The sequence below is a fragment of the Paraburkholderia sp. MM5482-R2 genome, from assembly GCF_050436125.1.
In the GTDB taxonomy this organism is placed as follows: Bacteria; Pseudomonadota; Gammaproteobacteria; order Burkholderiales; family Burkholderiaceae; genus Paraburkholderia; species Paraburkholderia tuberum.
This window is the reverse complement of the sequence record NZ_JBNDLP010000002.1, coordinates 1-21,755: the sequence shown is the minus strand read 5'-3', so window position 1 is coordinate 21,755 and position 21,755 is coordinate 1. Positions and strand designations below refer to the sequence as shown.

At 61.9% G+C, this 21,755-nt stretch carries 14 protein-coding genes, 2 tRNA genes and 3 rRNA genes; 9 read left to right on the top strand and 10 right to left on the bottom strand.

Annotated elements, in window-relative coordinates:
- Positions 1 to 137 precede the first annotated feature (137 nt).
- Positions 138 to 3,728: an indolepyruvate ferredoxin oxidoreductase family protein gene (locus tag OKW37_RS03140; protein WP_429408085.1), complete on the bottom strand. Its 3,591-nt coding sequence runs from the start codon at positions 3,726 to 3,728 to the stop codon at positions 138 to 140.
- Positions 3,729 to 4,114: 386 nt separating this feature from the next.
- Here OKW37_RS03140 and OKW37_RS03135 point away from each other — a divergent pair, with 386 nt between their 5' ends.
- On the top strand, positions 4,115 to 4,300 hold the full coding sequence (locus tag OKW37_RS03135; RefSeq protein WP_090802620.1) for a hypothetical protein: 186 nt from the start codon (positions 4,115 to 4,117) through the stop codon (positions 4,298 to 4,300).
- A 138-nt stretch (positions 4,301 to 4,438) separates the two neighbouring features.
- On the opposite strand, the gene hppD is transcribed toward OKW37_RS03135, so the two are convergent.
- On the bottom strand, positions 4,439 to 5,536 hold the full coding sequence (hppD, locus tag OKW37_RS03130; RefSeq protein WP_184034684.1) for a 4-hydroxyphenylpyruvate dioxygenase: 1,098 nt from the start codon (positions 5,534 to 5,536) through the stop codon (positions 4,439 to 4,441).
- A 189-nt stretch (positions 5,537 to 5,725) separates the two neighbouring features.
- Here hppD and OKW37_RS03125 point away from each other — a divergent pair, with 189 nt between their 5' ends.
- Positions 5,726 to 6,223: an Lrp/AsnC family transcriptional regulator gene (locus OKW37_RS03125; RefSeq protein ID WP_184065739.1), complete on the top strand. Its 498-nt coding sequence runs from the start codon at positions 5,726 to 5,728 to the stop codon at positions 6,221 to 6,223.
- Between the two features lie 97 nt (positions 6,224 to 6,320).
- On the opposite strand, the gene OKW37_RS03120 is transcribed toward OKW37_RS03125, so the two are convergent.
- The 8 genes from OKW37_RS03120 to paaA form a co-directional block, all read right to left on the bottom strand.
- Complete coding sequence (locus tag OKW37_RS03120) at positions 6,321 to 6,989, bottom strand: GNAT family N-acetyltransferase (protein WP_090802188.1); 669 nt, start codon at positions 6,987 to 6,989, stop codon at positions 6,321 to 6,323.
- 278 nt (positions 6,990 to 7,267) lie between these two features.
- Positions 7,268 to 7,879, bottom strand: coding sequence for a TetR/AcrR family transcriptional regulator (locus OKW37_RS03115; RefSeq protein ID WP_429356267.1), 612 nt, complete (start codon positions 7,877 to 7,879; stop codon positions 7,268 to 7,270).
- A gap of 17 nt (positions 7,880 to 7,896) precedes the next feature.
- Positions 7,897 to 8,712: a DUF1835 domain-containing protein gene (locus OKW37_RS03110; protein ID WP_184065736.1), complete on the bottom strand. Its 816-nt coding sequence runs from the start codon at positions 8,710 to 8,712 to the stop codon at positions 7,897 to 7,899.
- A gap of 175 nt (positions 8,713 to 8,887) precedes the next feature.
- Positions 8,888 to 9,976 carry a 1,2-phenylacetyl-CoA epoxidase subunit PaaE gene (paaE, locus tag OKW37_RS03105; RefSeq protein ID WP_184034674.1) on the bottom strand — a complete coding sequence of 363 codons (1,089 nt, stop codon included), beginning with the start codon at positions 9,974 to 9,976 and terminating at the stop codon, positions 8,888 to 8,890.
- A gap of 1 nt (position 9,977) precedes the next feature.
- Entirely contained in the window at positions 9,978 to 10,547 is a 570-nt protein-coding gene (gene paaD, locus OKW37_RS03100) for a 1,2-phenylacetyl-CoA epoxidase subunit PaaD (RefSeq protein WP_429408089.1), read from the bottom strand.
- A gap of 7 nt (positions 10,548 to 10,554) precedes the next feature.
- Positions 10,555 to 11,376, bottom strand: coding sequence for a 1,2-phenylacetyl-CoA epoxidase subunit PaaC (paaC, locus tag OKW37_RS03095; RefSeq protein WP_429408091.1), 822 nt, complete (start codon positions 11,374 to 11,376; stop codon positions 10,555 to 10,557).
- Positions 11,377 to 11,384: 8 nt separating this feature from the next.
- The gene (gene paaB, locus OKW37_RS03090; protein ID WP_018418671.1) at positions 11,385 to 11,669 is read right to left on the bottom strand and encodes a 1,2-phenylacetyl-CoA epoxidase subunit PaaB; all 285 of its coding nucleotides are present in this window, start codon (positions 11,667 to 11,669) and stop codon (positions 11,385 to 11,387) included.
- Between the two features lie 36 nt (positions 11,670 to 11,705).
- Positions 11,706 to 12,707: a 1,2-phenylacetyl-CoA epoxidase subunit PaaA gene (gene paaA, locus OKW37_RS03085; RefSeq protein ID WP_429408093.1), complete on the bottom strand. Its 1,002-nt coding sequence runs from the start codon at positions 12,705 to 12,707 to the stop codon at positions 11,706 to 11,708.
- 247 nt (positions 12,708 to 12,954) lie between these two features.
- Here paaA and OKW37_RS03080 point away from each other — a divergent pair, with 247 nt between their 5' ends.
- From OKW37_RS03080 to rrf, 7 genes are all read left to right on the top strand, one after another.
- A complete protein-coding gene (locus OKW37_RS03080; RefSeq protein WP_184065730.1) occupies positions 12,955 to 14,577 on the top strand; it encodes an NAD(P)/FAD-dependent oxidoreductase in 1,623 nt (540 codons plus the stop codon).
- A gap of 113 nt (positions 14,578 to 14,690) precedes the next feature.
- Positions 14,691 to 15,971, top strand: coding sequence for an SGNH/GDSL hydrolase family protein (locus OKW37_RS03075; protein ID WP_429408096.1), 1,281 nt, complete (start codon positions 14,691 to 14,693; stop codon positions 15,969 to 15,971).
- A 352-nt stretch (positions 15,972 to 16,323) separates the two neighbouring features.
- Positions 16,324 to 17,856: ribosomal RNA gene (locus OKW37_RS03070) — 16S ribosomal RNA — on the top strand.
- Between the two features lie 74 nt (positions 17,857 to 17,930).
- A tRNA-Ile gene (locus OKW37_RS03065) sits at positions 17,931 to 18,007 on the top strand.
- 53 nt (positions 18,008 to 18,060) lie between these two features.
- Positions 18,061 to 18,136: transfer RNA gene (locus OKW37_RS03060), tRNA-Ala, on the top strand.
- A 346-nt stretch (positions 18,137 to 18,482) separates the two neighbouring features.
- Positions 18,483 to 21,364 (top strand): 23S ribosomal RNA (locus tag OKW37_RS03055).
- Between the two features lie 227 nt (positions 21,365 to 21,591).
- Positions 21,592 to 21,705: ribosomal RNA gene (gene rrf / locus OKW37_RS03050) — 5S ribosomal RNA — on the top strand.
- The 16S, 23S and 5S rRNA genes sit together here with 2 tRNA genes alongside, the layout of an rRNA operon.
- Positions 21,706 to 21,755 lie beyond the last annotated feature (50 nt).

Here is a 21,755-nt window from a genome sequence, read left to right as displayed (position 1 = left end):
CGGGCGCGGCAGTAACGCGCGCGCGGCGGCCTGGGCAGAAGCGCTACGGAACCCCGGTTCCGTAGCGTTTTTTTGCGCCTGAAAAAAAGCGGCGGTCCGTGCAGACCGCCGCTTTTCGGTTCAGCTGGGAGAGTCGATCAAGCCGCGTGCTGCGTCTTGCCCGCATCCGGCGAACGCCAACGCGCGAACAGCTCGTTCCACTTGATGCGCACGCCTTTCAGGTTGTTTTCCTTCACATGCCCATAGCCGCGGATGCCGTCGGGCAGATTCGCGAGCTCGACCGCGAGATCGCGTTTCTGAGAAGTCAGCCCGCCGATCAGCTCACGCACCAATGCCTCGTATTCGCCGATCAGCGCGCGCTCGGTGCGACGCTCCCCGGTGTTGCCGAACACGTCGAACGCGGTGCCGCGCAGGAACTTGAGCTTCGCGAGCACGTGCATCGCGCGGAACATCCACGGGCCGTACTTCTTCTTCACCAGATGGCCGTGCGCGTCCTTCTTCGATAGCGTCGGCGGCGCGAGATGCAGGTGCAGCTTCCAGTCGCCTTCGAACGTCGCGTTCAGTTTTTCGATGAACGCCGGGTCGCTGTACAGACGCGCGACTTCGTATTCGTCCTTGTACGCCATCAGCTTGTGCAGGTTCTTCGCGACCGCCTCGGTCAGCGGCATTTGGCCGTCGCCGGAATCGAGCGCTTCTTCCGCGGCTCGCACCTGCGACACCAGCGCGCGATAGCGCTCCGCGTACGCACGGTTCTGCCAGGCGGTCAGATAGTCGGCGCGCTTGTCGATCAGCGTGTCGAGCGCCTTCGGCGTATGCAGCGCGATGATCTTGCCGCCCGCGCTGTCGGCCGGTTCGCCGCGTCCCTGCGTTTGCGCGAGCTTGCGTACCGCAGCCAGATCGTGCGCGGCACGCCGGCCCCATTCGAACGCCGCGCGGTTCTTGTCCACCTGCACGTTGTTCAGCTCGATCGCGCGAATCAGCGACTCGTGCGTGAGCGGCACCCAGCCGCGCTGCCACGCATAGCCGAGCACGAACGGGTTCGTGTAGATCGCGTCGCCGAGCAGCGCGACGGCGAAGTGATTCGCGTCGACGGTCGAGACATTGTCATCGCCGGCCGCGGCGCGCACGTCGGCTTCGGTGCTGCTGCCGGGGAAGCGCCAGTTCGGGTTCTTGATCAGCTCGGCCGTCGGCGTGTGCGCGCTGTTCAGCACGACGCGCGTGCGATCCGCGTGCATCCGCGACACGCATTCGTCGCTGGCGGTGACGATCGCGTCGCAGCCGATCACGAGGCTCGCTTCGCCCATTGCGATGCGGGTCGCGTGGATGTCGGCGGGCTGCTTCGCGATCTGCACGTGGCTCATCACGGCGCCGCCTTTCTGCGCGAGGCCGGTGACGTCGAGCACCGTGACGCCCTTGTTCTCGAGATGCGCGGCCATGCCGAGCAGCGCGCCGATCGTGACGACGCCCGTGCCGCCGACGCCCGTCACCAGAACGCCGTACGGACGGTCGATGGACGGCAACTCGGGATCCGGCACCGGCGGCATTTCGGCGCCCGACGCCGCCTTCGGCTTGCGCAACTGGCCGCCTTCAACGGAGACGAAGCTCGGGCAGAAGCCGTTCACGCACGAGAAGTCCTTGTTGCAGGTTGACTGGTTGATCTGGCGCTTCGTGCCGTACTCAGTATCGAGCGGTTCGACCGACAGGCAGTTCGACTTCACCGAGCAGTCGCCGCAGCCCTCGCACACCGCTTCGTTGATCACGACGCGCCGTGCCGGATCGGGATACGCGCCACGTTTCCTGCGACGGCGCTTTTCGGTCGCGCAGGTCTGGTCGTAGATCAGGATCGTGGTGCCCGGAACCTCGCGCAACTGACGCTGCACGTCGTCGAGCTGGTCGCGGTGGTGAATGTCGACGCCGGGCGCGAGGCCGACGTTTGCCGCGTACTTCTCCGGCTCATCGGTGACGATGACGATCTTCGCCGCGCCTTCGGCGGCGAGCTGATGCGTGATCTGCGGCACGCTCAGCACGCCGTCGACCGGCTGGCCGCCCGTCATCGCGACCGCGTCGTTGTACAGCAGCTTGTAGGTGATGTTCGCCTTCGACGCGATCGCCGCGCGAATCGCGAGCAGCCCCGAGTGGAAGTAGGTGCCGTCGCCGAGATTGGCGAACACGTGCTTGTCGTTCGTGAACGGCGCCTGGCCGATCCACGCGACACCTTCGCCGCCCATCTGGCTGAACGTGCTGGTGCTGCGATCCATCCAGACCGTCATGTAATGACAGCCGATGCCGGCCATCGCGCGCGAGCCTTCCGGCACGTTGGTCGACGTGTTGTGCGGGCAGCCCGAGCAGAACCACGGCTTGCGCTCGACTTCGACGCGCGGCCGCGCGAGCGCCTTTTCCTTCGCCTCGATCACCGCGATGCGCGCGGCGATGCGGGCGCGCACATCCGATGGCAGATCGAACTTGTCGAGCCGCGTGGCGATCGCCTTCGCGATGATCGCGGGCGACAGCTCGTAGTGCGCCGGCAGCAGCCAGTTGCCCATCGGCACCGACCATTCGCCGCCCGCGCCGTCCTTCTCGTCGAACTTGCCGAATACGCGCGGGCGCTGCGCGTCGGGCCAGTTGTACAGCTCTTCCTTGATCGCGTATTCGAGGATCTGGCGCTTTTCCTCGACCACCAGAATTTCGTCGAGACCGCGTGCGAAGGCCTGCGCACCTTGCGCTTCGAGCGGCCACACGCAGCCGACCTTGTACAGCCGGATGCCGATGCGCGAGCAGGTTTCGTCGTCGAGACCGAGGTCGGTCAGCGCCTGGCGCACGTCGAGATAAGCTTTGCCGCCGGTCATGATGCCGAAGCGCGCATGCGGCGAATCGATTTCGACGCGGTCGAGTTTGTTCGCTCGCACGTAGGCGAGACCCGCGTACCACTTGTAGTCGAGCAGACGCGCTTCCTGCACGAGCGGCGGATCGGGCCAGCGGATGTTCAGCCCACCGTCGGGCATCACGAAGTCTTCCGGCAGGATGATGTTGGTGCGGTGCGGATCGATATCGACCGATGCGGACGATTCGACCACGTCGGTCACGCACTTCATCGCGACCCAGAGGCCCGAGTAGCGGCTCATCGCCCAGCCGTGCAGGCCGAAGTCCAGATATTCCTGCACGTTCGACGGAAACAGCACCGGCAGCCCGCACGCCTTGAAGATGTGTTCGGACTGGTGCGCGAGTGTCGAGGATTTGGCCGCGTGATCGTCGCCGGCGAGCACGAGAACGCCGCCGTGCCGCGACGAGCCGGCCGAGTTGCCGTGCTTGAAGACGTCACCGGACCGGTCGACGCCGGGGCCCTTGCCGTACCACATCGAAAACACGCCGTCGTATTTGGCGCTCGGGTACAGATTGACTTGCTGCGAACCCCATACGGCGGTGGCCGCGAGGTCTTCGTTGACGCCGGGCTGGAACACCACCTGATGCGCGGCCAGATGCTTTTTCGCTTTCCACAGCGACTGGTCGAGCCCGCCGAGCGGCGATCCGCGGTAGCCGGAGATGAAGCCGGCCGTGTTGAGGCCGGCGGCGCGGTCGCGTTCCTGCTGCAGCATCGGCAGACGCACCAGCGCCTGGATGCCGCTCATGTACGCGCGGCCGCGATCGAGGGTGTATTTGTCGTCGAGCGTGACGGAAGACAACGCGGCTTCGAGCGAGGCTCGCTGACCTGCGTCTAGCGGGGCATTCATTATGTGTACTCCTCCACTTCAGCTTGGGATCACCAAAACTTTTCTGGCCCCGGCATCTCGTGAATGCTGGGGCCGGGGTCGTCATATTGACGGGTTTTAAGCGATGGTAGCACTGGTGGAAACCCGCCGCAGCGGATCAAAAATCGCCCGCGCACGGTCTGATTTCGGCCGGTTTCGCGACAAGTTGCCGACGTGTTGTCAGCAGTTGTCGCGGATTTCCGCCGGAATGGAGTTGTATTGCGCCTGCGCGTGTAACAAGCTGTAAAACCTACAAATTTGCGGAACCGCAGTGAAAACGACTGTCTAACCCCGACCTGCGAGCGATGCCGAACGCCGCGCATTCTGTGCAGCTTCTGGACAGCAGGGCAGTTAGAAAAGGAGTACGCATGAACACAAGAAACATCCAGACCTTCCTGATGGTTTCCGCCGCTTTCTTCGCGATGAGCGCGCCGGTGCGCTCGAATCCGGGCAGCACGGGGGCACTGTCGAACGCGATCATCCGCACGGCGCAGGTGGCGCCGGCGCGGGTCGACGGTGCGATCGGCAGCGATCGGTACAGGCAGAATTCGTGACGCACCGCATCGCGCGCGTCTAATGACGACCGGCCGCCGTTCCGAAGAGAGCGGCGGCGTTGCAACGTAAAAGGGCGAGGATCCTGCGATCCTCGCCCTTTTTTCTTGTGCGCGCCGATCAGGCGCGAGTCTGCGTGGTCAGGTCTTGTCCTGCACGACGCCGCGGCGAATCTGATCGAGCTCGATCGATTCGAACAGCGCCTTGAAGTTGCCTTCGCCAAAGCCCTGGTTGCCCTTGCGCTGAATGATCTCGAAGAAGATCGGGCCGATCTGGTTTTCGGTGAAGATCTGCAGCAGCAGATCGTCCGGTGCGCCGTCGATCAGGATCTTGCGCTTGCGCAGTTCCTCGAGCGGCTCGCCATGATTCGGCACGCGTCGGTCGACGAGTTCGTAGTACGTGTCGATCGTGTCGAGCAGTGAAATGTCCGATGCGCGCAGGCCGTCGACGGTGCGGTAGATGTCGCTGGTGCCGAGCGCGATGTGCTGGATGCCTTCGCCGTGGTACGCGTCCAGGTATTCCTGGATCTGACCGGCGGTGTCCGAGCCTTCCTCGTTGATCGGAATGCGAATCTTGCCGCACGGCGAGGTCATCGCTTTCGACTTGACGCCCGTCACCTTGCCCTCGATGTCGAAGTAGCGCACCTCGCGGAAGTTGAACAGGCGCTCGTAGAACTCCGCCCATTCCTGCATGCGGCCGCGATGCACGTTGTGCGTCAGGTGATCGATATAGGTCAGGCCGTGACCGACCGGGTTCGGGTTCGCGCCCGGAATCGGCTCGAAGTCGACGTCGTAAATGTCGATGTCACCGATGCTGTTCGGCGTCGCGCCGTTCTTGCCGCGCCAGCGGTCGACGAAATAGATCAGCGAATCGCCAATGCCCTTGATCGCCGGGATGTTCAGCTCCATCGGGCCGGTCTTGTTGTCGAAACCCCATGCGCCTTTTTCGAGCGCTTGGGCGTAGGCCTTCGCGGCGTCCTGTACGCGAAACGCAATCGCGCAGATCGACGGGCCATGCAAGCGCGCGAAGCGCTGCGCAAACGAATGCTTCTCCGCGTTGACGATGAAGTTGATGTCGCCCTGACGATACAGCATCACGTCCTTATGACGATGCCGCGCGACGGCCGTGAAGCCCATCTGTTCGAACAGCTTGCCGAGCGCCTTCGGGTCCGGCGCCGTGTATTCGATGAATTCGAAGCCGTCAGTGCCGACAGGATTTTCCCAAGTTGAAACCTGCATCGTCTGTCTCCAATCCCATGCAAGAGGGTTGCCGAGGCGCGCTGGCGGTGAGCGCGCGGGACGGTCGGCTGAGCGCGACCGGATGGGGCAAGTGTAGAACCGCGACGAAGACAAAAACTTGCGAACTTAATCACGCGTCGCTACGCTTGAGCCAGTTTATGGCTCTATTCGAACGACACGTGGCAGAACATGGCTATTGGCGAGATAGACGCGATCGATCGACGCATTCTGGCGATCCTTCAGGAGAATGGCCGGCTGTCGAATCAGGAGATAGCGGACCGGATCAATCTGTCGCCGAGTCCGTGCCTGCGGCGGATTCGCCGGCTCGAGGAAAGCGGCGTGATTCGCGGCTATGTCGCGCTGCTCGACGCCCAACGTCTCGGGCTTGACCTGCTCGCGTATGTCAGCGTGCGGCTGGAGAAGGGTGGCGGTCGCGCGTTCAGTCCGTATGGCGAGGCCACGCACGCCGATCTGTTCGGCGCGGCCGTGCAAACGTGGCCCGAAGTTGTCGCATGTCACGCGATGACGGGTGAGATGGATTACCTGCTGCGCGTCCAGGTGGAGGACATGGCGCACTTTTCGCGCTTCGTGCAGGATCAATTGCTGCGGCATCCATCGGTGATCGATGTGAAATCGAGCTTTTCGCTAGAAAAGATCAAGGAAACGACAGCGCTGCCCATTTTGTAGGCTTCCGCGCACGGTCCTACGCGTGGCGTTGATTGGGTACAGATAGAAAAAGGGCGACCTTTCGGCCGCCCCAATCTCATTTCCCCGTAGCGATTATTCAGGCAGCGACAGCCACCGGCATGAACGACTCGAACAGTCGCGATGCCTGGCGTGCGTGGCGCTTGAGCGCGTAATCGAACACGGCGGCTTGCTCCTGCAGCATTTCCGCGAGGATGCTCGACTGATCGGCCGGCGACAGCGTCAGATAGGCGTCGGCCTCGCCGTACGCGTACTCGATCTTCATGCCGGCCTTCCTGGCGATGTGCATCATGGTCGAATTGCGCGCCAGGCAGTGGATGTACAGCGTCGTCACATGCGTGTTGCGGCTGCGGATCGCGGCACGCTCGAATAGCCTCGAGCCGATACCGATGCCGCGTGCGCTTTCGAGCACGGAGACGCCGAATTCGGCGGTGCGCTTGTTGCCTTCGGCCGGCAGGTAGGCCAGATGGCCGACGCCGCTCAGTTCCAGCTTGCTGTTGAACACGCCGAACACGGTGTCGCGCGTGAAGTCGATCGCGCGCACGTAGTTTTCGATCACATGGTTCGGCACGACCTGGCCGAAGCGCAGCAGACGGTCTTCTTCGTCGAGCGCGAGGAAGTGAGCAAGCAGGCGTTCGCGATCGGCGGCGGTGAGTTCACGGACCAGAACGTGCGCGCGTTCAGCAGGCAGCGACGCGCGATCGTTCGGCGCGATCGGCTCGGTGTTGCGATGGGTCAGCATGTTCATGGTCGGGTTCTCCTTTTAATCAGGCGGCGTTGTGCACCGCAAAACCGATTTTAACGGAAACCTAAGCCATTCACTAGGGAAAACCCGTATCCAAAGTCGAGGTGAATACCTGGAGCGCTGGAACCCTAAATTTAATTATTTGATTTTAAACAGAAGTTAAAAGTGATCGCACGTTCGTGACACGATGCCGCATGGATTCCCTGCGCTGATTTATTTGGTCTGCATGTTGTTGCTTTGCAACATCCAGTGCGCGGGTTGCGATCTGTTCAGACCATCGTCTACCTGGCCGGCGCGCTGGCGAGACCATGCTCGACCATGCCGACCACCTGCTCGGCGAACTCGCGATAGCCCATCCGGCCGTCCGGCTTGAGCCACGTGAAGGTCCAGTTGATCATGCCGAACACCATCATCGTCAGCGCGGTCTGGTTGTCGCGTGTCGCGCGTTCGGGATAGGCGCGCACGAGCTGCCGCGCGAAGGCGGCGACTACGTCGCGCTGACGGTTCAGGATGATCTCGCGCTGCGAATCGACCAGATACTTGACATCGTTCAGCAGCGCGACGTGCCGGCTGTGCGACGTCTCATACTCGGACAGGAACGCGCGGATCAGCTCCGCGAAGGTTTCTCGCTCGCTCAGTTCGCGCCGCTGGCTCGATCCTTCCACCTCGGCGATGATCAGCATCAGGCGCTTCGTGTAGCGATCGAGCAGATCGAACAGGATTGCTTCCTTGCTCTCGTAATAGTGATAGAGGCGCGCTTTCGAGGTGCCGCTCGCCGCGGCAAGATCGGCCATCGACGTGCTTGGATAGCTGGTCTGCGCGAACTTCGCGGCGGCCAGTTCGAGAATCTGCTCGCGTTGGGTCTCGTGGTCGGGGGCTCGGGTGCGGGCCATATTCGTCTGTTCTTATCTTATTGGGGTGAGCAGGGGGCGGATGCCGCGCGCAGTTCGAGCGAGCGCCATTCGTTCGCGTCGCCGCGCAGGCGGATGCGCCGCAGCGCCGCGAGTTCGCGCATGCGCCACAGCACGATGCTGTCGCTGACGAGGAACCCCAACCCGGCGGTCATCACGTAGGCGGCGACGCGCGCGGCGGGCTGCCAGTCGTCGGGTGCGCGGTCGAGGATCAGCGCGTCGATTTCGGCAACGCTGCCGCTCGTGAAGGTGTTGTCACGCCAGCGCCGCGTCTCGCCGTTCGCCTGTTTGACCTCCTGCCATTCGAGCGCGAGCCGGCTGATGCGCAGCACGGAAATCGGCGCGGCGTCCGGCAGGTGTGTCTGCAATACGTCCGGCGCAAACATGCCGACCGATGTCGCGCAATCCTTGCGGGTATGCGCCCACGCTTGCGGATCGGCGAGGTCGGCGATCGACAGACGCACTTCGTTCAAACGCTGCGGGCTGTTGCGCACCAGGTAGCAGACGCGGCGCAGCATCAGTTGATCGGACGCGCTTTCGGCGTGCCACACCACGAGATTCGCGGTGCTGCTGGCGAGGCCGTCGAGCACCGCGGCCTGTTCGCGGAACTCGCGCACGAAGTCGCGTTGCGTGTCGGCGCTGACGCGTTCCCAGAAGTCGGCGCGCACGTGCGGAGCGTCGTCGACGCCGCGTAACGGGCCGACCGCCAGATCGTCCCGCAGCGGCTGCACGCGATCGTCGCGGCCCGCCTGGTCCAGCGCGGTACGCAGCGACTCGGCGGCGACATCGCCGTTGGTGAGGTGAATCGTGCTCATGGGCAAGGGCTTGCAGTGACGCCAGCAGCTGTAACAAAAAGAGGCCGCTCGCCGACTGGAACCCGATGTCCCGATCGATGAGCGGCCTCTAGTTTAAGCGGATCGCGAAACGGCCGAAAGCGGTGGCGGACGTCACGGGCGGGCAGTCCGTACATAGGCCATGAAAGCACTCGACTCAACGTTCGTCGTAACTGACGACGACCTTGTCGCTAACCGGATGACACTGACACGTCAGCACGAACCCGTCGCGGACCTCGTGTTCTTCGAGCGTGTAGTTCTTTTCCATCTTCACTTCGCCCTCGAGCACCTTCGCGCGACAGGTGCAGCACACGCCGCCCTTGCACGCATACGGCAGCGCGAGACCGGCGCGCAGCCCGACGTCGAGCACGCTCGTGCCCTGATACGGCAGGCGCAGCTTGCGGCGCTTGCCGTCGAGCACGATTTCGAGCTCGGCCGCGGGGGTGTCCGCGGTGATCTCGACGGGCGGCACGCCCGCCTGCGGCAGCGGCGTGCCGAAGCGCTCGACGTGCACCTTCGCGGGCGGCACGCCGGCTGCCTTGAGCGCGGCCTCGGCCGCATCCATCATCGGCGCGGGGCCGCAGATGAACGCTTCGTCGATCGCGTCGGCCGGCAGTAGCTGCTCGATGAACGCCGCGCATTTTTCCTGGTCGAGCACGCCGTTAAACAGCTCGACGTCCTGCAGGTCGTCCGACAGCACGTGATACAGCACGAAGCGGTTCATGAAGCGGTTCTTCAGATCCTCGAGCTCCTCGGCGAACATGATCTGGTCGACGCTGCGGTTGCCGTAGACGAGCGTGAAGGTGCTGCGCGGCTCGACTTCGAGCGTCGTCTTGATGATCGCGAGCACCGGCGTGATGCCCGAGCCGCCCGAGAACGCGAGGTACTGCTGCCCCTGTTCCGCGTTCAGGTGCGTGAAGAAACGGCCGTCCGGCGTCATCACGTCGATCGTGTGGCCCGGCTGCAGCGTGTCGAACGCGAAGTTCGAGAAACGCCCGCCGCGCACGCGCTTGATGCCGATGCGCAACTCGCCGTCGCGATCGTAGTCGGTGACGCCCACGCAGATCGAATACGAACGGCGCGTTTCCTCACCGTCGATATGCGTCTTCAGCGTGACGAACTGCCCCTGCGTGAAGCGATAGTGGTCGCGCAGTTCGGGCGGGACTTCGAAGGCGACCGAGACCGCATCGGCGGTTTCGGGGCGCACTTCGCGGATACGCAGCGGATGGAATTGCGGGGTGGCCATATCAGTACGGTTTGAAGTAGTCGAAGGGTTCGCGGCAGTCGAGGCAGCGATACAGGGCCTTGCAGGCGGTCGAGCCGAATTGCGCGAGCCGCTCGGTGTGCGCCGAGCCGCAGCGTGGGCAGCCTGGGGCCGGCAGCGCGCGCGGCACGAAGCGCAGCACTTTCTCCTGCGGCGCTGACGTCGCGGCTGAACCGCAGTTGCCCGTCGGCGGCGCGATGCCGTAGACGCGCAGTTTTTCGCGGGCTTCAGCCGTGATCCAGTCGGTGGTCCACGCCGGCGCGAGCACGGTGGCGACGCGGTATGGCGTGAGCTGCGCGGCCTCGAGCGCACGGCCGACGTCTTCGGCAATCTGCGACATCGCCGGGCAGCCCGAGTAGGTCGGCGTGATCACGACTTCGAGCGCGCCGTCCGCGGCGCGTCGCACGTCGCGCAGGATGCCGAGCTCGCGGATCGACACCACCGGGATCTCCGGGTCGGGTACCGCTTCGAGCACGGTCCATGCGCGGGTGAGCGCGGCGTCGGTCGTGGCAGCGGCGGCGTTCGCGGGCTGCGGGGCGGTCGAGGTCGTCATCGCGTACTCACCAGCTGGCGCCCGGATGCTGGCGCGCGAGGCTCTGCATTTGGGCGAGCACGAAACCCATGTGCTCCGAATGCTCGCCGTGCTTGCCCGTGCTCACGTGCCGCAGCGCCGCGGGCAGCGTCAGCGTGGCCTGGTCGAGCGTGGCGCGCACGTCGTCGAGCCACGCGGCTTCCAGCGTCGAGGTGCGCGGGCCGATGCCGGCCGCGGCGACCGCGTCTTCCACCGCGTCCGCGCTGAAGAACTCGTACGTGTACGGCATCAGATAGTCGAGCGCGGCCTGCGCGCGACGGTGCGATTCGTCGGTGCCGTCGCCGAAACGGATCAGCCACTCGCTCGCGTGATGCACGTGGTACTGCGTTTCCTTGATCGACTTCGCGGCGATCGCGGCGAGCTGCCCGTCGGTGGAGCCCGTCAGCGCACCCCACAGATGCATCATCAGCGTCGCGTACAGGAAGTTGCGCACGATCGTGACCGCGTAATCCTTCCCGGCCTGCGCGGTGCCGGCGAGCGGCCCGTAATGCGGCAGCTCGGCGAGCGTGTAGTTCGCGAATTCGCGCTCGGCGCGGAAGTACGCGTAGTCGTCTTCGCTGCGCTGACGGCCGGTGAGCGGCGCTTCGAGCGCGGCCGCGTGCGTGTACAGCAGGCGCGCCTGGCCGATCAGGTCGAGGCTCATGTTCGACAGCGCGATGTCCTCTTCGAGGATCGGGCCGTGGCCGCACCACTCGGTGTTGCGCTGACCGAGGATCAGCGCGGTATCCGCGAGGCGCAGCACGTACTGGAGATGTTCGGGCGTAATGGGCGTAGTGGACGTAGTGGTCATGGCCGCGCTTACATGTGGTTGACTTCGTCGGGGAGCGTGTAGAACGTCGGGTGGCGATAGATCTTGTCGCCCGCCGGTTCGAACAGCTCGGCCTTCTCGTGCGGCGCCGAGGCCGTGATCGCCGAGGACGGCACCACCCAGATGCTCACGCCTTCCTGGCGGCGCGTGTAGACGTCGCGCGCCATGCGCAGCGCCATCGGCGCGTCGGCGGCATGCAGACTGCCGCAGTGTTTATGGTCGAGTCCCTGCTTGCTGCGCACGAACACTTCCCAAATCGGCCATTCCTTGTTCATTGCTGATCTCCTGATTCCTTTGATGTGCGGTGCCACTCAGGCGGCGTGCTGTTGCGCGCGCTGGCGCTGCTTTTCCGCGTGGGCGAGCGCGGCTTCGCGTACCCAGGCGCCGTCTTCATGGGCCTTCACGCGGGTCGCGAGGCGCTCGCGGTTGCACGGGCCGTCGCCATTGACGACGCGCCAGAACTCTTCCCAGTCGATGTCGCCGTAGTCGTAGTGACCGCGCGCCTCGTTCCATTTGAGGTCCACGTCGGGCAGCGTGACGCCGAGCACCTTCGCCTGCTCGACGGTCGCATTGACGAATTTCTGGCGCAGGTCGTCGTTGGTGATGCGCTTGATGCCCCATCTGGCCGACTGGTTGCTGTGGACCGAGTCCTTGTCGCTCGGGCCGAACATCATCAGCACCGGCCACCACCAGCGGTTCACCGCCTGCTGGACCAGCTCGCGCTGCGCCTCGGTGCCGGCCATCATCGCGAGCAGCGCGTCGAAGCCCTGGCGCTGATGGAACGACTCTTCCTTGCAGATGCGGATCATCGCGCGGGCGTACGGGCCGTACGTGCAGCGGCACAGCGGGATCTGGTTCATGATCGCCGCGCCGTCGACGAGCCAGCCGATCACGCCGACGTCGGCCCAGGTGGGTGTCGGGTAGTTGAAGATGCTCGAATACTTGGCCTTGCCCGCGTGCAGCGCGTCGATCAGCTGCTCGCGCGAGACACCGAGCGTTTCGGCGGCGCTATACAGATAGAGGCCGTGGCCGGCTTCGTCCTGCACCTTGGCGATCAGGATCGCCTTGCGCTTGAGGCTCGGCGCGCGCGTGATCCAGTTGCCCTCGGGCAGCATGCCGACGATCTCCGAGTGCGCATGCTGCGAGATCTGCCGCACCAGCGTTTTGCGGTACGCGTCGGGCATCCAGTCCTGCGGCTCGATCTTGCCGTCGGCGCTCATGACCGCGTCGAAGCGAGCCTGTTGTTCGGGCGAATTCGCGTCCGCGTCCAGCGGGGCAACGTTGCCGGGGATATCGAGGGATTGGGTGTACATGAGGGACGCTCTCTCTGGAGGAGTGGTCTGTGTCGGCGTAGTATAAACCAACCGACCGGTCGGTTTATAAATTTTTTGTGCAGAGACGTTGGGGCTGATAGCTGATTGAGGGCGTCGAAGCATGCATGCTGGTTTGCCCGGTTTCGACGGGCCGGCGCTTCATGACCGGCCGTCACCCCGCGCCGACACTTACCGGTAAAATTGCGAATTGGCCGCGATTTGCGGCCCACTTGCATCTCCGGTACTCATGTTACGTCTAAGCGAAATCAAACTCCCGCTCGATCATCCCGAAAGCGCCCTCGAAGCCGCCATCCGTGCGCGCCTCACGGAACTCGGCGTGGCGCGGGACGGGCTCATCCGATACACCGTGTTTCGCCGCGCGCACGACGCGCGCAAGCGCGCCGACATCAAGCTCACCTACATCGTCGATGTCGAGGTCAAGGATGAAGGGGCCGCGCTGAAACGGCTCGCCGACGTGCCGCATTGCGGCGTGACGCCCGACATGAGCTACAAGTTCGTCGCCGAAGCGCCCGCCCAACTGAGCACGCCGCGTCCGGTCGTCATCGGCATGGGGCCGTGCGGACTGTTCGCGGGCCTGATCCTCGCGCAGATGGGCTTCCGGCCGATCATCCTCGAGCGCGGCAAGGCCGTACGTGAGCGCACCAAGGACACGTTTGGCCTGTGGCGCAAATCGGTGCTGAATCCCGAGTCGAATGTGCAGTTCGGCGAAGGTGGCGCGGGCACCTTTTCGGACGGCAAGCTCTACAGCCAGATCAAGGACCCGAAACACTACGGCCGCAAGGTGCTCGACGAATTCGTGCGGGCCGGTGCGCCGGAGGACATCCTGTACCTGAGCCGGCCGCATATCGGCACGTTTCGTCTCGTCAGCATGGTCGAGAAGATGCGCGCGAGCATCCACGAGTTGGGCGGCGAAGTGCGCTTCGAAACGCGTGTCGAGGACATCGACATCGACAACGGCCAGGTGCGCGGGCTGAAGCTGTCGACCGGCGAGACGCTGCGCTGCGACCACGTTGTGCTGGCGGTCGGCCATAGCGCACGCGATACCTTCCAGATGCTGTACGACCGCGGCGTTCACGTCGAGGCGAAGCCGTTTTCGCTCGGTTTTCGGATCGAGCATCCGCAAGGGATCATCGATCGGAGCCGTTTCGGGAAATTTGCCGGTCACAAACAGCTCGGCGCAGCCGACTACAAGGTGGTGCACCACTGCAGCAACGGGCGAGCGGTTTATAGCTTCTGCATGTGTCCCGGCGGCACCGTGGTGGCGGCCACGTCCGAGCTGGGGCGCGTCGTCACGAACGGCATGAGCCAGTACTCGCGCGCGGAGCGCAACGCGAACGCGGGCATCGTGGTCGGCATTACGCCAGATGACTACCCGGGCGGGCCGCTCGCCGGCATCGCGTTCCAGCGCAAGTGGGAGGAGCGGGCGTTCGAGCTCGGTGGCGGTAACTATATGGCTCCAGGGCAGTTGGTCGGCGACTTCATCGCGGGGCGGCCGTCCACTTCACTCGGCTCGGTCGTTCCGTCATACAAGCCGGGCGTGCGGCCAACCGATCTCAGCACCGCGCTGCCCGACTACGCGATCGAAGCGATTCGCGAAGCGCTGCCACAGATGGAGAAGAAAATCGCAGGTTTCGCGATGCATGATGCGGTGCTGACCGGCGTTGAAACGCGAACTTCGTCGCCGGTACGCGTGCGTCGCGGCGACGACTACCAGAGTGTCAACGTCAACGGGCTGTATCCGGCGGGGGAGGGTGCGGGGTATGCGGGCGGGATCTACTCGGCGGCAATCGACGGAATCGAGGTCGCCGAAGCGGTCGCGCTGAAGATCATGAGTCAGCAAACGGCGTGAGTCCGAGCCGGCACAGCCGCCGGGCGCCGGGGTAAGCGGACCTGCCTGCGATTGCCGGCGCTTGCCGCGTCGTTCGGGCACAATGCGCGTTTCGCCTCGAACCGATCTTCCGAATGACCATTCGCACCCTGGCTGCCGCATGCGGCGCGGCGCTGCTTGCCCAATTTGCCCCGTTTGTCGTTTCCTCGAGTGCGTTCGCTGCCGAAGCGTCCGAGCATTGGGTCGCCGTTTGGGCGACCGCGCTGCAACCGATTCCACAGCGGGCCGAGTTGCCACCGCTGTATCGCGCGCCGGAAGTCGCCGGGCGCACCGTTCGGCAAATCATGTATCCGACGTTGTCGGGGAGGGTGGCGCGAATTCATCTGAGTAATGCGTACGGCAAGACGCCTCTCGTCATCGACGAACTGCGCATCGCGCGCTCCGCCGGTGGCGCGGCAGCAGTCGAGGGCGCCGGCAGTCGGGTGACGTTTGGCGGTAAGGGCGCGGTCAGCGTTCCGCCTGGCGGCGAGGTGGACAGCGATGCGGTCGCGATCGATGTCGTCGAGGGCGCGCCATATGCGATCAGTGCGTTCGTGGGACCGGAGCAGCGGATCGTCGCATGGCACCGAGTGTCGAATCAGGTAAATTATGTGTCGGGGCCCGGCAATCACGCCACCGACGCGTCCGCCACGGCGTTTCCCGGCCGCTTCACGCAATATGTGTGGGTCACAGGTTTGTCGGTGGAGGCGGCGGCACCGTCGCTTGCCGTGGCCGCGATCGGCGACTCGATCACCGACGGCATGCGCTCCACCCTCAACCAGAACCGTCGCTGGCCGGATGCGCTGGCTCGGCGGCTGGCGGCGAGCGGCGCGCAGTCGACCGCGATCGTGAATCTCGGCATCAGCGGCAACCGGCTCCTGAGCGACTCGCCTTGTTATGGCGACGCGCTTGCGAGCCGCTTCGAGCGCGACGTTTTGCGACGTCCAGGCGTCAAAGCGGCGATCCTGCTGATTGGCATCAACGACATCAACTTTGCGGCAATGCCGCCTCATGGCGGGCTCGACTGCGATTTTCCTCATACGTCGGTCACGGCTGCCGATCTGATCGCCGGTTACCAGCGAGTGATCGCGGCCGCGCGGCGCAACGGTGTCAAGATGTTCGGCGCGACGCTGACGCCGGCGTCGCTGCCACCGGAGCAGGAAAACATCCGACTCGCGGTTAATCAGTGGATCCGAACTAGTCGTGCTTTCGATGGTGTCGTCGACTTCGACGCGGCGTTGCGCGATCGGGCGCGGCCGGAGCGTCTGCAGCGCGCTTTCGATAGCGGCGATCACATCCATCCAAGCGACGCGGGCTACGCGGCTATGGCCGCTGCAGTTCCTGTCGAGGTCGTGGTGGATGCGACCCGGAAGTGAGCGGCAACTTTTTTAAGCGAAAGCAAAAACGGGTATTGACGAGACGCGAAAGAGTCCCCATAATCTCGCTTCTCTGCTGCAGACGCAGCGACGCAAACGAGGCAGTGCCGGGTAGTGGTGGTTCAGGCGCGGCGGGTTTGGCGGACCGATCTTTAAAAACTAACAGTCGATAAGTGTGGGCGCTTGATGCGGGATGCGGCGGCGGATTCTCCGGAATCTGCTGTCAGGCAGAAGTATCAGAAGCCTCACACAGTATTAGAGGAAGGTTTGTCTGTCGAAAGACGGATCAATCATCGTCAGTACGTTGAGTGAGCGACCGGGTTCGAGAGAGCCCGAACACAGTAACAGGTTTGAACTGAAGAGTTTGATCCTGGCTCAGATTGAACGCTGGCGGCATGCCTTATACATGCAAGTCGAACGGCAGCACGGACTCCGGTCTGGTGGCGAGTGGCGAACGGGTGAGTAATACATCGGAACGTGTCCTGGAGTGGGGGATAGCCCGGCGAAAGCCGGATTAATACCGCATACGCTCGGGAGAGGAAAGCGGGGGATCTTTCGGGACCTCGCGCTCAAGGGGCGGCCGATGGCAGATTAGGTAGTTGGTGGGGTAAAGGCCTACCAAGCCGACGATCTGTAGCTGGTCTGAGAGGACGACCAGCCACACTGGGACTGAGACACGGCCCAGACTCCTACGGGAGGCAGCAGTGGGGAATTTTGGACAATGGGCGCAAGCCTGATCCAGCAATGCCGCGTGTGTGAAGAAGGCCTTCGGGTTGTAAAGCACTTTTGTCCGGAAAGAAAACCTCGTGGCTAATATCCGTGAGGGATGACGGTACCGGAAGAATAAGCACCGGCTAACTACGTGCCAGCAGCCGCGGTAATACGTAGGGTGCGAGCGTTAATCGGAATTACTGGGCGTAAAGCGTGCGCAGGCGGTGCTGTAAGACCGATGTGAAATCCCCGGGCTTAACCTGGGAACTGCATTGGTGACTGCAGCGCTGGAGTATGGCAGAGGGGGGTGGAATTCCACGTGTAGCAGTGAAATGCGTAGAGATGTGGAGGAACACCGATGGCGAAGGCAGCCCCCTGGGCCAATACTGACGCTCATGCACGAAAGCGTGGGGAGCAAACAGGATTAGATACCCTGGTAGTCCACGCCCTAAACGATGTCAACTGGTTGTCGGGCCTTCATTGGCTTGGTAACGTAGCTAACGCGTGAAGTTGACCGCCTGGGGAGTACGGTCGCAAGATTAAAACTCAAAGGAATTGACGGGGACCCGCACAAGCGGTGGATGATGTGGATTAATTCGATGCAACGCGAAAAACCTTACCTACCCTTGACATGTATGGAATCCTGCCGAGAGGCGGGAGTGCCCGAAAGGGAGCCATAACACAGGTGCTGCATGGCTGTCGTCAGCTCGTGTCGTGAGATGTTGGGTTAAGTCCCGCAACGAGCGCAACCCTTGTCCCTAGTTGCTACGCAAGAGCACTCCAGGGAGACTGCCGGTGACAAACCGGAGGAAGGTGGGGATGACGTCAAGTCCTCATGGCCCTTATGGGTAGGGCTTCACACGTCATACAATGGTCGGAACAGAGGGTTGCCAAGCCGCGAGGTGGAGCCAATCCCAGAAAACCGATCGTAGTCCGGATCGCACTCTGCAACTCGGGTGCGTGAAGCTGGAATCGCTAGTAATCGCGGATCAGCATGCCGCGGTGAATACGTTCCCGGGTCTTGTACACACCGCCCGTCACACCATGGGAGTGGGTTTTACCAGAAGTGGCTAGTCTAACCGCAAGGAGGACGGTCACCACGGTAGGATTCATGACTGGGGTGAAGTCGTAACAAGGTAGCCGTATCGGAAGGTGCGGCTGGATCACCTCCTTTCCAGAGCTGTGCATTCCCTGCACTCAAGTGCTCACGCTTATCGGCTGTGGTTAGAAGCAACGCAGACAGGCTCAGGGTCTGTAGCTCAGCCGGTTAGAGCACCGTCTTGATAAGGCGGGGGTCGATGGTTCGAATCCATCCAGACCCACCACGGTCTTGTCTGGTGAGCTGAAGGGCTGGGGCCGCTGGACTATCTGTGGGACTGGGGGATTAGCTCAGCTGGGAGAGCACCTGCTTTGCAAGCAGGGGGTCGTCGGTTCGATCCCGTCATCCTCCACCAATCCTCAATGCGCAGGGTTCTGCATGAAGGCAGAGCGTTGCGCATTGGCGATTGAGCCAGTCAGAGCGGTATGAGGCACAGGCTTCATACCGGCTGCCGTTCTTTAACAATCAGGAAGAAGTAGTAAAGAGATTCACGAAAGCATACCTGGAGATGGGTGTGTGAGTAGGTGAATCAGGGTTGTGATTGTATCGATGTATTTTAAAGGTGATCGAAAGATTGCTTTGGAATACGGCGCAACACGAATACTCAACCTGTAGCGAGTGCGTCTATCCCCTCCGGGGATGGGACCCACGTAAGCGCTAAAGCGCTAACGTGGGTCGACACAGAGACACACCCGTTATAGGGTCAAGCGAACAAGTGCATGTGGTGGATGCCTTGGCGATCACAGGCGATGAAGGACGCGGTAGCCTGCGAAAAGCTCCGGGGAGCTGGCAAACGAGCATTGATCCGGAGATGTCCGAATGGGGAAACCCACTCCTAATGGAGTATCCGTAGCTGAATCCATAGGCTGCGTGAGGCGAACGCGGTGAACTGAAACATCTAAGTAACCGCAGGAAAAGAAATCAACCGAGATTCCCAGAGTAGTGGCGAGCGAAATGGGATCAGCCGGTACACGTTATCTGTATTGTTAGTCGAACGCTCTGGAAAGTGCGGCCATAGCAGGTGATAGCCCTGTAGACGAAAACAGCATGGAAGAACTGGGTGTACGAGAAGTAGGGCGGGACACGTGAAATCCTGTCTGAAGATGGGGGGACCATCCTCCAAGGCTAAATACTCGTGATCGACCGATAGTGAACCAGTACCGTGAGGGAAAGGCGAAAAGAACCCCGGGAGGGGAGTGAAACAGATCCTGAAACCGCATGCATACAAACAGTCGGAGCCTCTGCGAAGGGGTGACGGCGTACCTTTTGTATAATGGGTCAGCGACTTACATTCAGTGGCGAGCTTAACCGATTAGGGCAGGCGTAGCGAAAGCGAGTCCGAACAGGGCGTCCAGTCGCTGGGTGTAGACCCGAAACCAGGTGATCTATCCATGGCCAGGTTGAAGGCACGGTAACACGTGCTGGAGGACCGAACCCACTAACGTTGAAAAGTTAGGGGATGAGCTGTGGATAGGGGTGAAAGGCTAAACAAACCTGGAAATAGCTGGTTCTCTCCGAAAACTATTTAGGTAGTGCCTCGTGTCTCACCTTCGGGGGTAGAGCACTGTCATGGTTGTGGGGTCCATTGCGGATTACTACGCCATAGCAAACTCCGAATACCGAAGAGTGCAATCACGGGAGACAGACATCGGGTGCTAACGTCCGGTGTCAAGAGGGAAACAACCCAGACCGCCAGCTAAGGTCCCCAAATATGGCTAAGTGGGAAACGAAGTGGGAAGGCTAAAACAGTCAGGAGGTTGGCTTAGAAGCAGCCACCCTTTAAAGAAAGCGTAATAGCTCACTGATCGAGTCGTCCTGCGCGGAAGATGTAACGGGGCTAAGCCATATACCGAAGCTGCGGATGCACAGTAATGTGCATGGTAGGAGAGCGTTCCGTAAGCCTGCGAAGGTGCACTGGAAAGTGTGCTGGAGGTATCGGAAGTGCGAATGCTGACATGAGTAGCGATAAAGGGGGTGAAAGGCCCCCTCGCCGTAAGCCCAAGGTTTCCTACGCAACGTTCATCGGCGTAGGGTGAGTCGGCCCCTAAGGCGAGGCAGAAATGCGTAGCTGATGGGAAGCAGATTAATATTTCTGCACCATTGTGAAATGCGATGGGGGGACGGATCGCGGAAGGTTGTCCGGGTGTTGGAAGTCCCGGTCCTTGCATTGGAGAAGGCGCTTTGGCAAATCCGGGCGCAGAATTCAAGGGTGCGAGGCGAGCCACTTCGGTGGCGAAGCAACTGGAAGGGGTTCCAGGAAAAGCCTCTAAGCTTCAGTTTCACAGTGACCGTACCGCAAACCGACACAGGTGGGCGAGATGAGTATTCTAAGGCGCTTGAGAGAACTCGGGAGAAGGAACTCGGCAAATTGGTACCGTAACTTCGGGATAAGGTACGCCCTCATAGCCTGACTGGCCTGCGCCAGAAGGGTGAAAGGGTTGCAATAAACTGGTGGCTGCGACTGTTTAATAAAAACACAGCACTCTGCAAACACGAAAGTGGACGTATAGGGTGTGACGCCTGCCCGGTGCCGGAAGATTAAATGATGGGGTGCAAGCTCCTGATTGAAGTCCCGGTAAACGGCGGCCGTAACTATAACGGTCCTAAGGTAGCGAAATTCCTTGTCGGGTAAGTTCCGACCTGCACGAATGGCGTAACGATGGCCACACTGTCTCCTCCCGAGACTCAGCGAAGTTGAAGTGTTTGTGATGATGCAATCTCCCCGCGGCTAGACGGAAAGACCCCATGAACCTTTACTGCAGCTTTGCATTGGACTTTGAACCGGTCTGTGTAGGATAGGTGGGAGGCTATGAAGTTGGGACGCCAGTCTCAATGGAGCCGTCCTTGAAATACCACCCTGATCTGTTTGAGGTTCTAACCTTGGCCCGTGATCCGGGTCGGGGACAGTGCATGGTAGGCAGTTTGACTGGGGCGGTCTCCTCCCAAAGTGTAACGGAGGAGTACGAAGGTACGCTAGGTACGGTCGGAAATCGTGCTGATAGTGCAATGGCATAAGCGTGCTTGACTGTGAGACTGACAAGTCGAACAGGTGCGAAAGCAGGTCATAGTGATCCGGTGGTTCTGTATGGAAGGGCCATCGCTCAACGGATAAAAGGTACTCTGGGGATAACAGGCTGATACCGCCCAAGAGTTCATATCGACGGCGGTGTTTGGCACCTCGATGTCGGCTCATCTCATCCTGGGGCTGTAGCCGGTCCCAAGGGTATGGCTGTTCGCCATTTAAAGAGGTACGTGAGCTGGGTTTAAAACGTCGTGAGACAGTTTGGTCCCTATCTGCCGTGGGCGCTGGATATTTGAAGGGGGCTGCTCCTAGTACGAGAGGACCGGAGTGGACGAACCTCTGGTGTACCGGTTGTCACGCCAGTGGCATCGCCGGGTAGCTATGTTCGGAAGAGATAACCGCTGAAAGCATCTAAGCGGGAAACTCGCCTTAAGATGAGATATCCCCGGGGCTTCGAGCCCCTTGAAGGGTCGTTCAAGACCAGGACGTTGATAGGTCAGGTGTGCACGTACAGTAATGTACTGAGCTAACTGATACTAATTGCCCGTAAGGCTTGATCCTATAACAGGTGTGTCTCGACCCGCGGTAGTGCTTCAGCACTTACGCGGGTCCGATCCCCGAAGGGGATTGGTGTGAACTCCCGCGGGAGCTCACAGAAACGCACGGTTGGGATTCAGTGTTGTGCCAGAAACAACACAACCCTCCCCACTCGAATCCTTTACGCTTCTTCCCGATTGGCTGTGGCGCAACCGGTTGACTCCAACCCTGCGACGCAGCAACCCGTCATGCCTGATGACCATAGCGAGTCGGCCCCACCCCTTCCCATCCCGAACAGGACCGTGAAACGACTCCACGCCGATGATAGTGCGGATTGCCCGTGTGAAAGTAGGTAATCGTCAGGCTCCCCCCAGTCAGAAACCCCACCCGCCGCGGTGGGGTTTTTGCGTTTACG

Coding starts and splice junctions, on each gene's coding strand:
- OKW37_RS03140 (WP_429408085.1), bottom strand. CDS start 3,728: ATGAATGCCCCGCTAGACGCAGGTCAGCGAGCCTCGCTCGAAGCCGCG.
- OKW37_RS03135 (WP_090802620.1), top strand. CDS start 4,115: ATGAACACAAGAAACATCCAGACCTTCCTGATGGTTTCCGCCGCTTTC.
- hppD (WP_184034684.1), bottom strand. CDS start 5,536: ATGCAGGTTTCAACTTGGGAAAATCCTGTCGGCACTGACGGCTTCGAA.
- OKW37_RS03125 (WP_184065739.1), top strand. CDS start 5,726: ATGGCTATTGGCGAGATAGACGCGATCGATCGACGCATTCTGGCGATC.
- OKW37_RS03120 (WP_090802188.1), bottom strand. CDS start 6,989: ATGAACATGCTGACCCATCGCAACACCGAGCCGATCGCGCCGAACGAT.
- OKW37_RS03115 (WP_429356267.1), bottom strand. CDS start 7,879: ATGGCCCGCACCCGAGCCCCCGACCACGAGACCCAACGCGAGCAGATT.
- OKW37_RS03110 (WP_184065736.1), bottom strand. CDS start 8,712: ATGAGCACGATTCACCTCACCAACGGCGATGTCGCCGCCGAGTCGCTG.
- paaE (WP_184034674.1), bottom strand. CDS start 9,976: ATGGCCACCCCGCAATTCCATCCGCTGCGTATCCGCGAAGTGCGCCCC.
- paaD (WP_429408089.1), bottom strand. CDS start 10,547: ATGACGACCTCGACCGCCCCGCAGCCCGCGAACGCCGCCGCTGCCACG.
- paaC (WP_429408091.1), bottom strand. CDS start 11,376: ATGACCACTACGTCCACTACGCCCATTACGCCCGAACATCTCCAGTAC.
- paaB (WP_018418671.1), bottom strand. CDS start 11,669: ATGAACAAGGAATGGCCGATTTGGGAAGTGTTCGTGCGCAGCAAGCAG.
- paaA (WP_429408093.1), bottom strand. CDS start 12,707: ATGTACACCCAATCCCTCGATATCCCCGGCAACGTTGCCCCGCTGGAC.
- OKW37_RS03080 (WP_184065730.1), top strand. CDS start 12,955: ATGTTACGTCTAAGCGAAATCAAACTCCCGCTCGATCATCCCGAAAGC.
- OKW37_RS03075 (WP_429408096.1), top strand. CDS start 14,691: ATGACCATTCGCACCCTGGCTGCCGCATGCGGCGCGGCGCTGCTTGCC.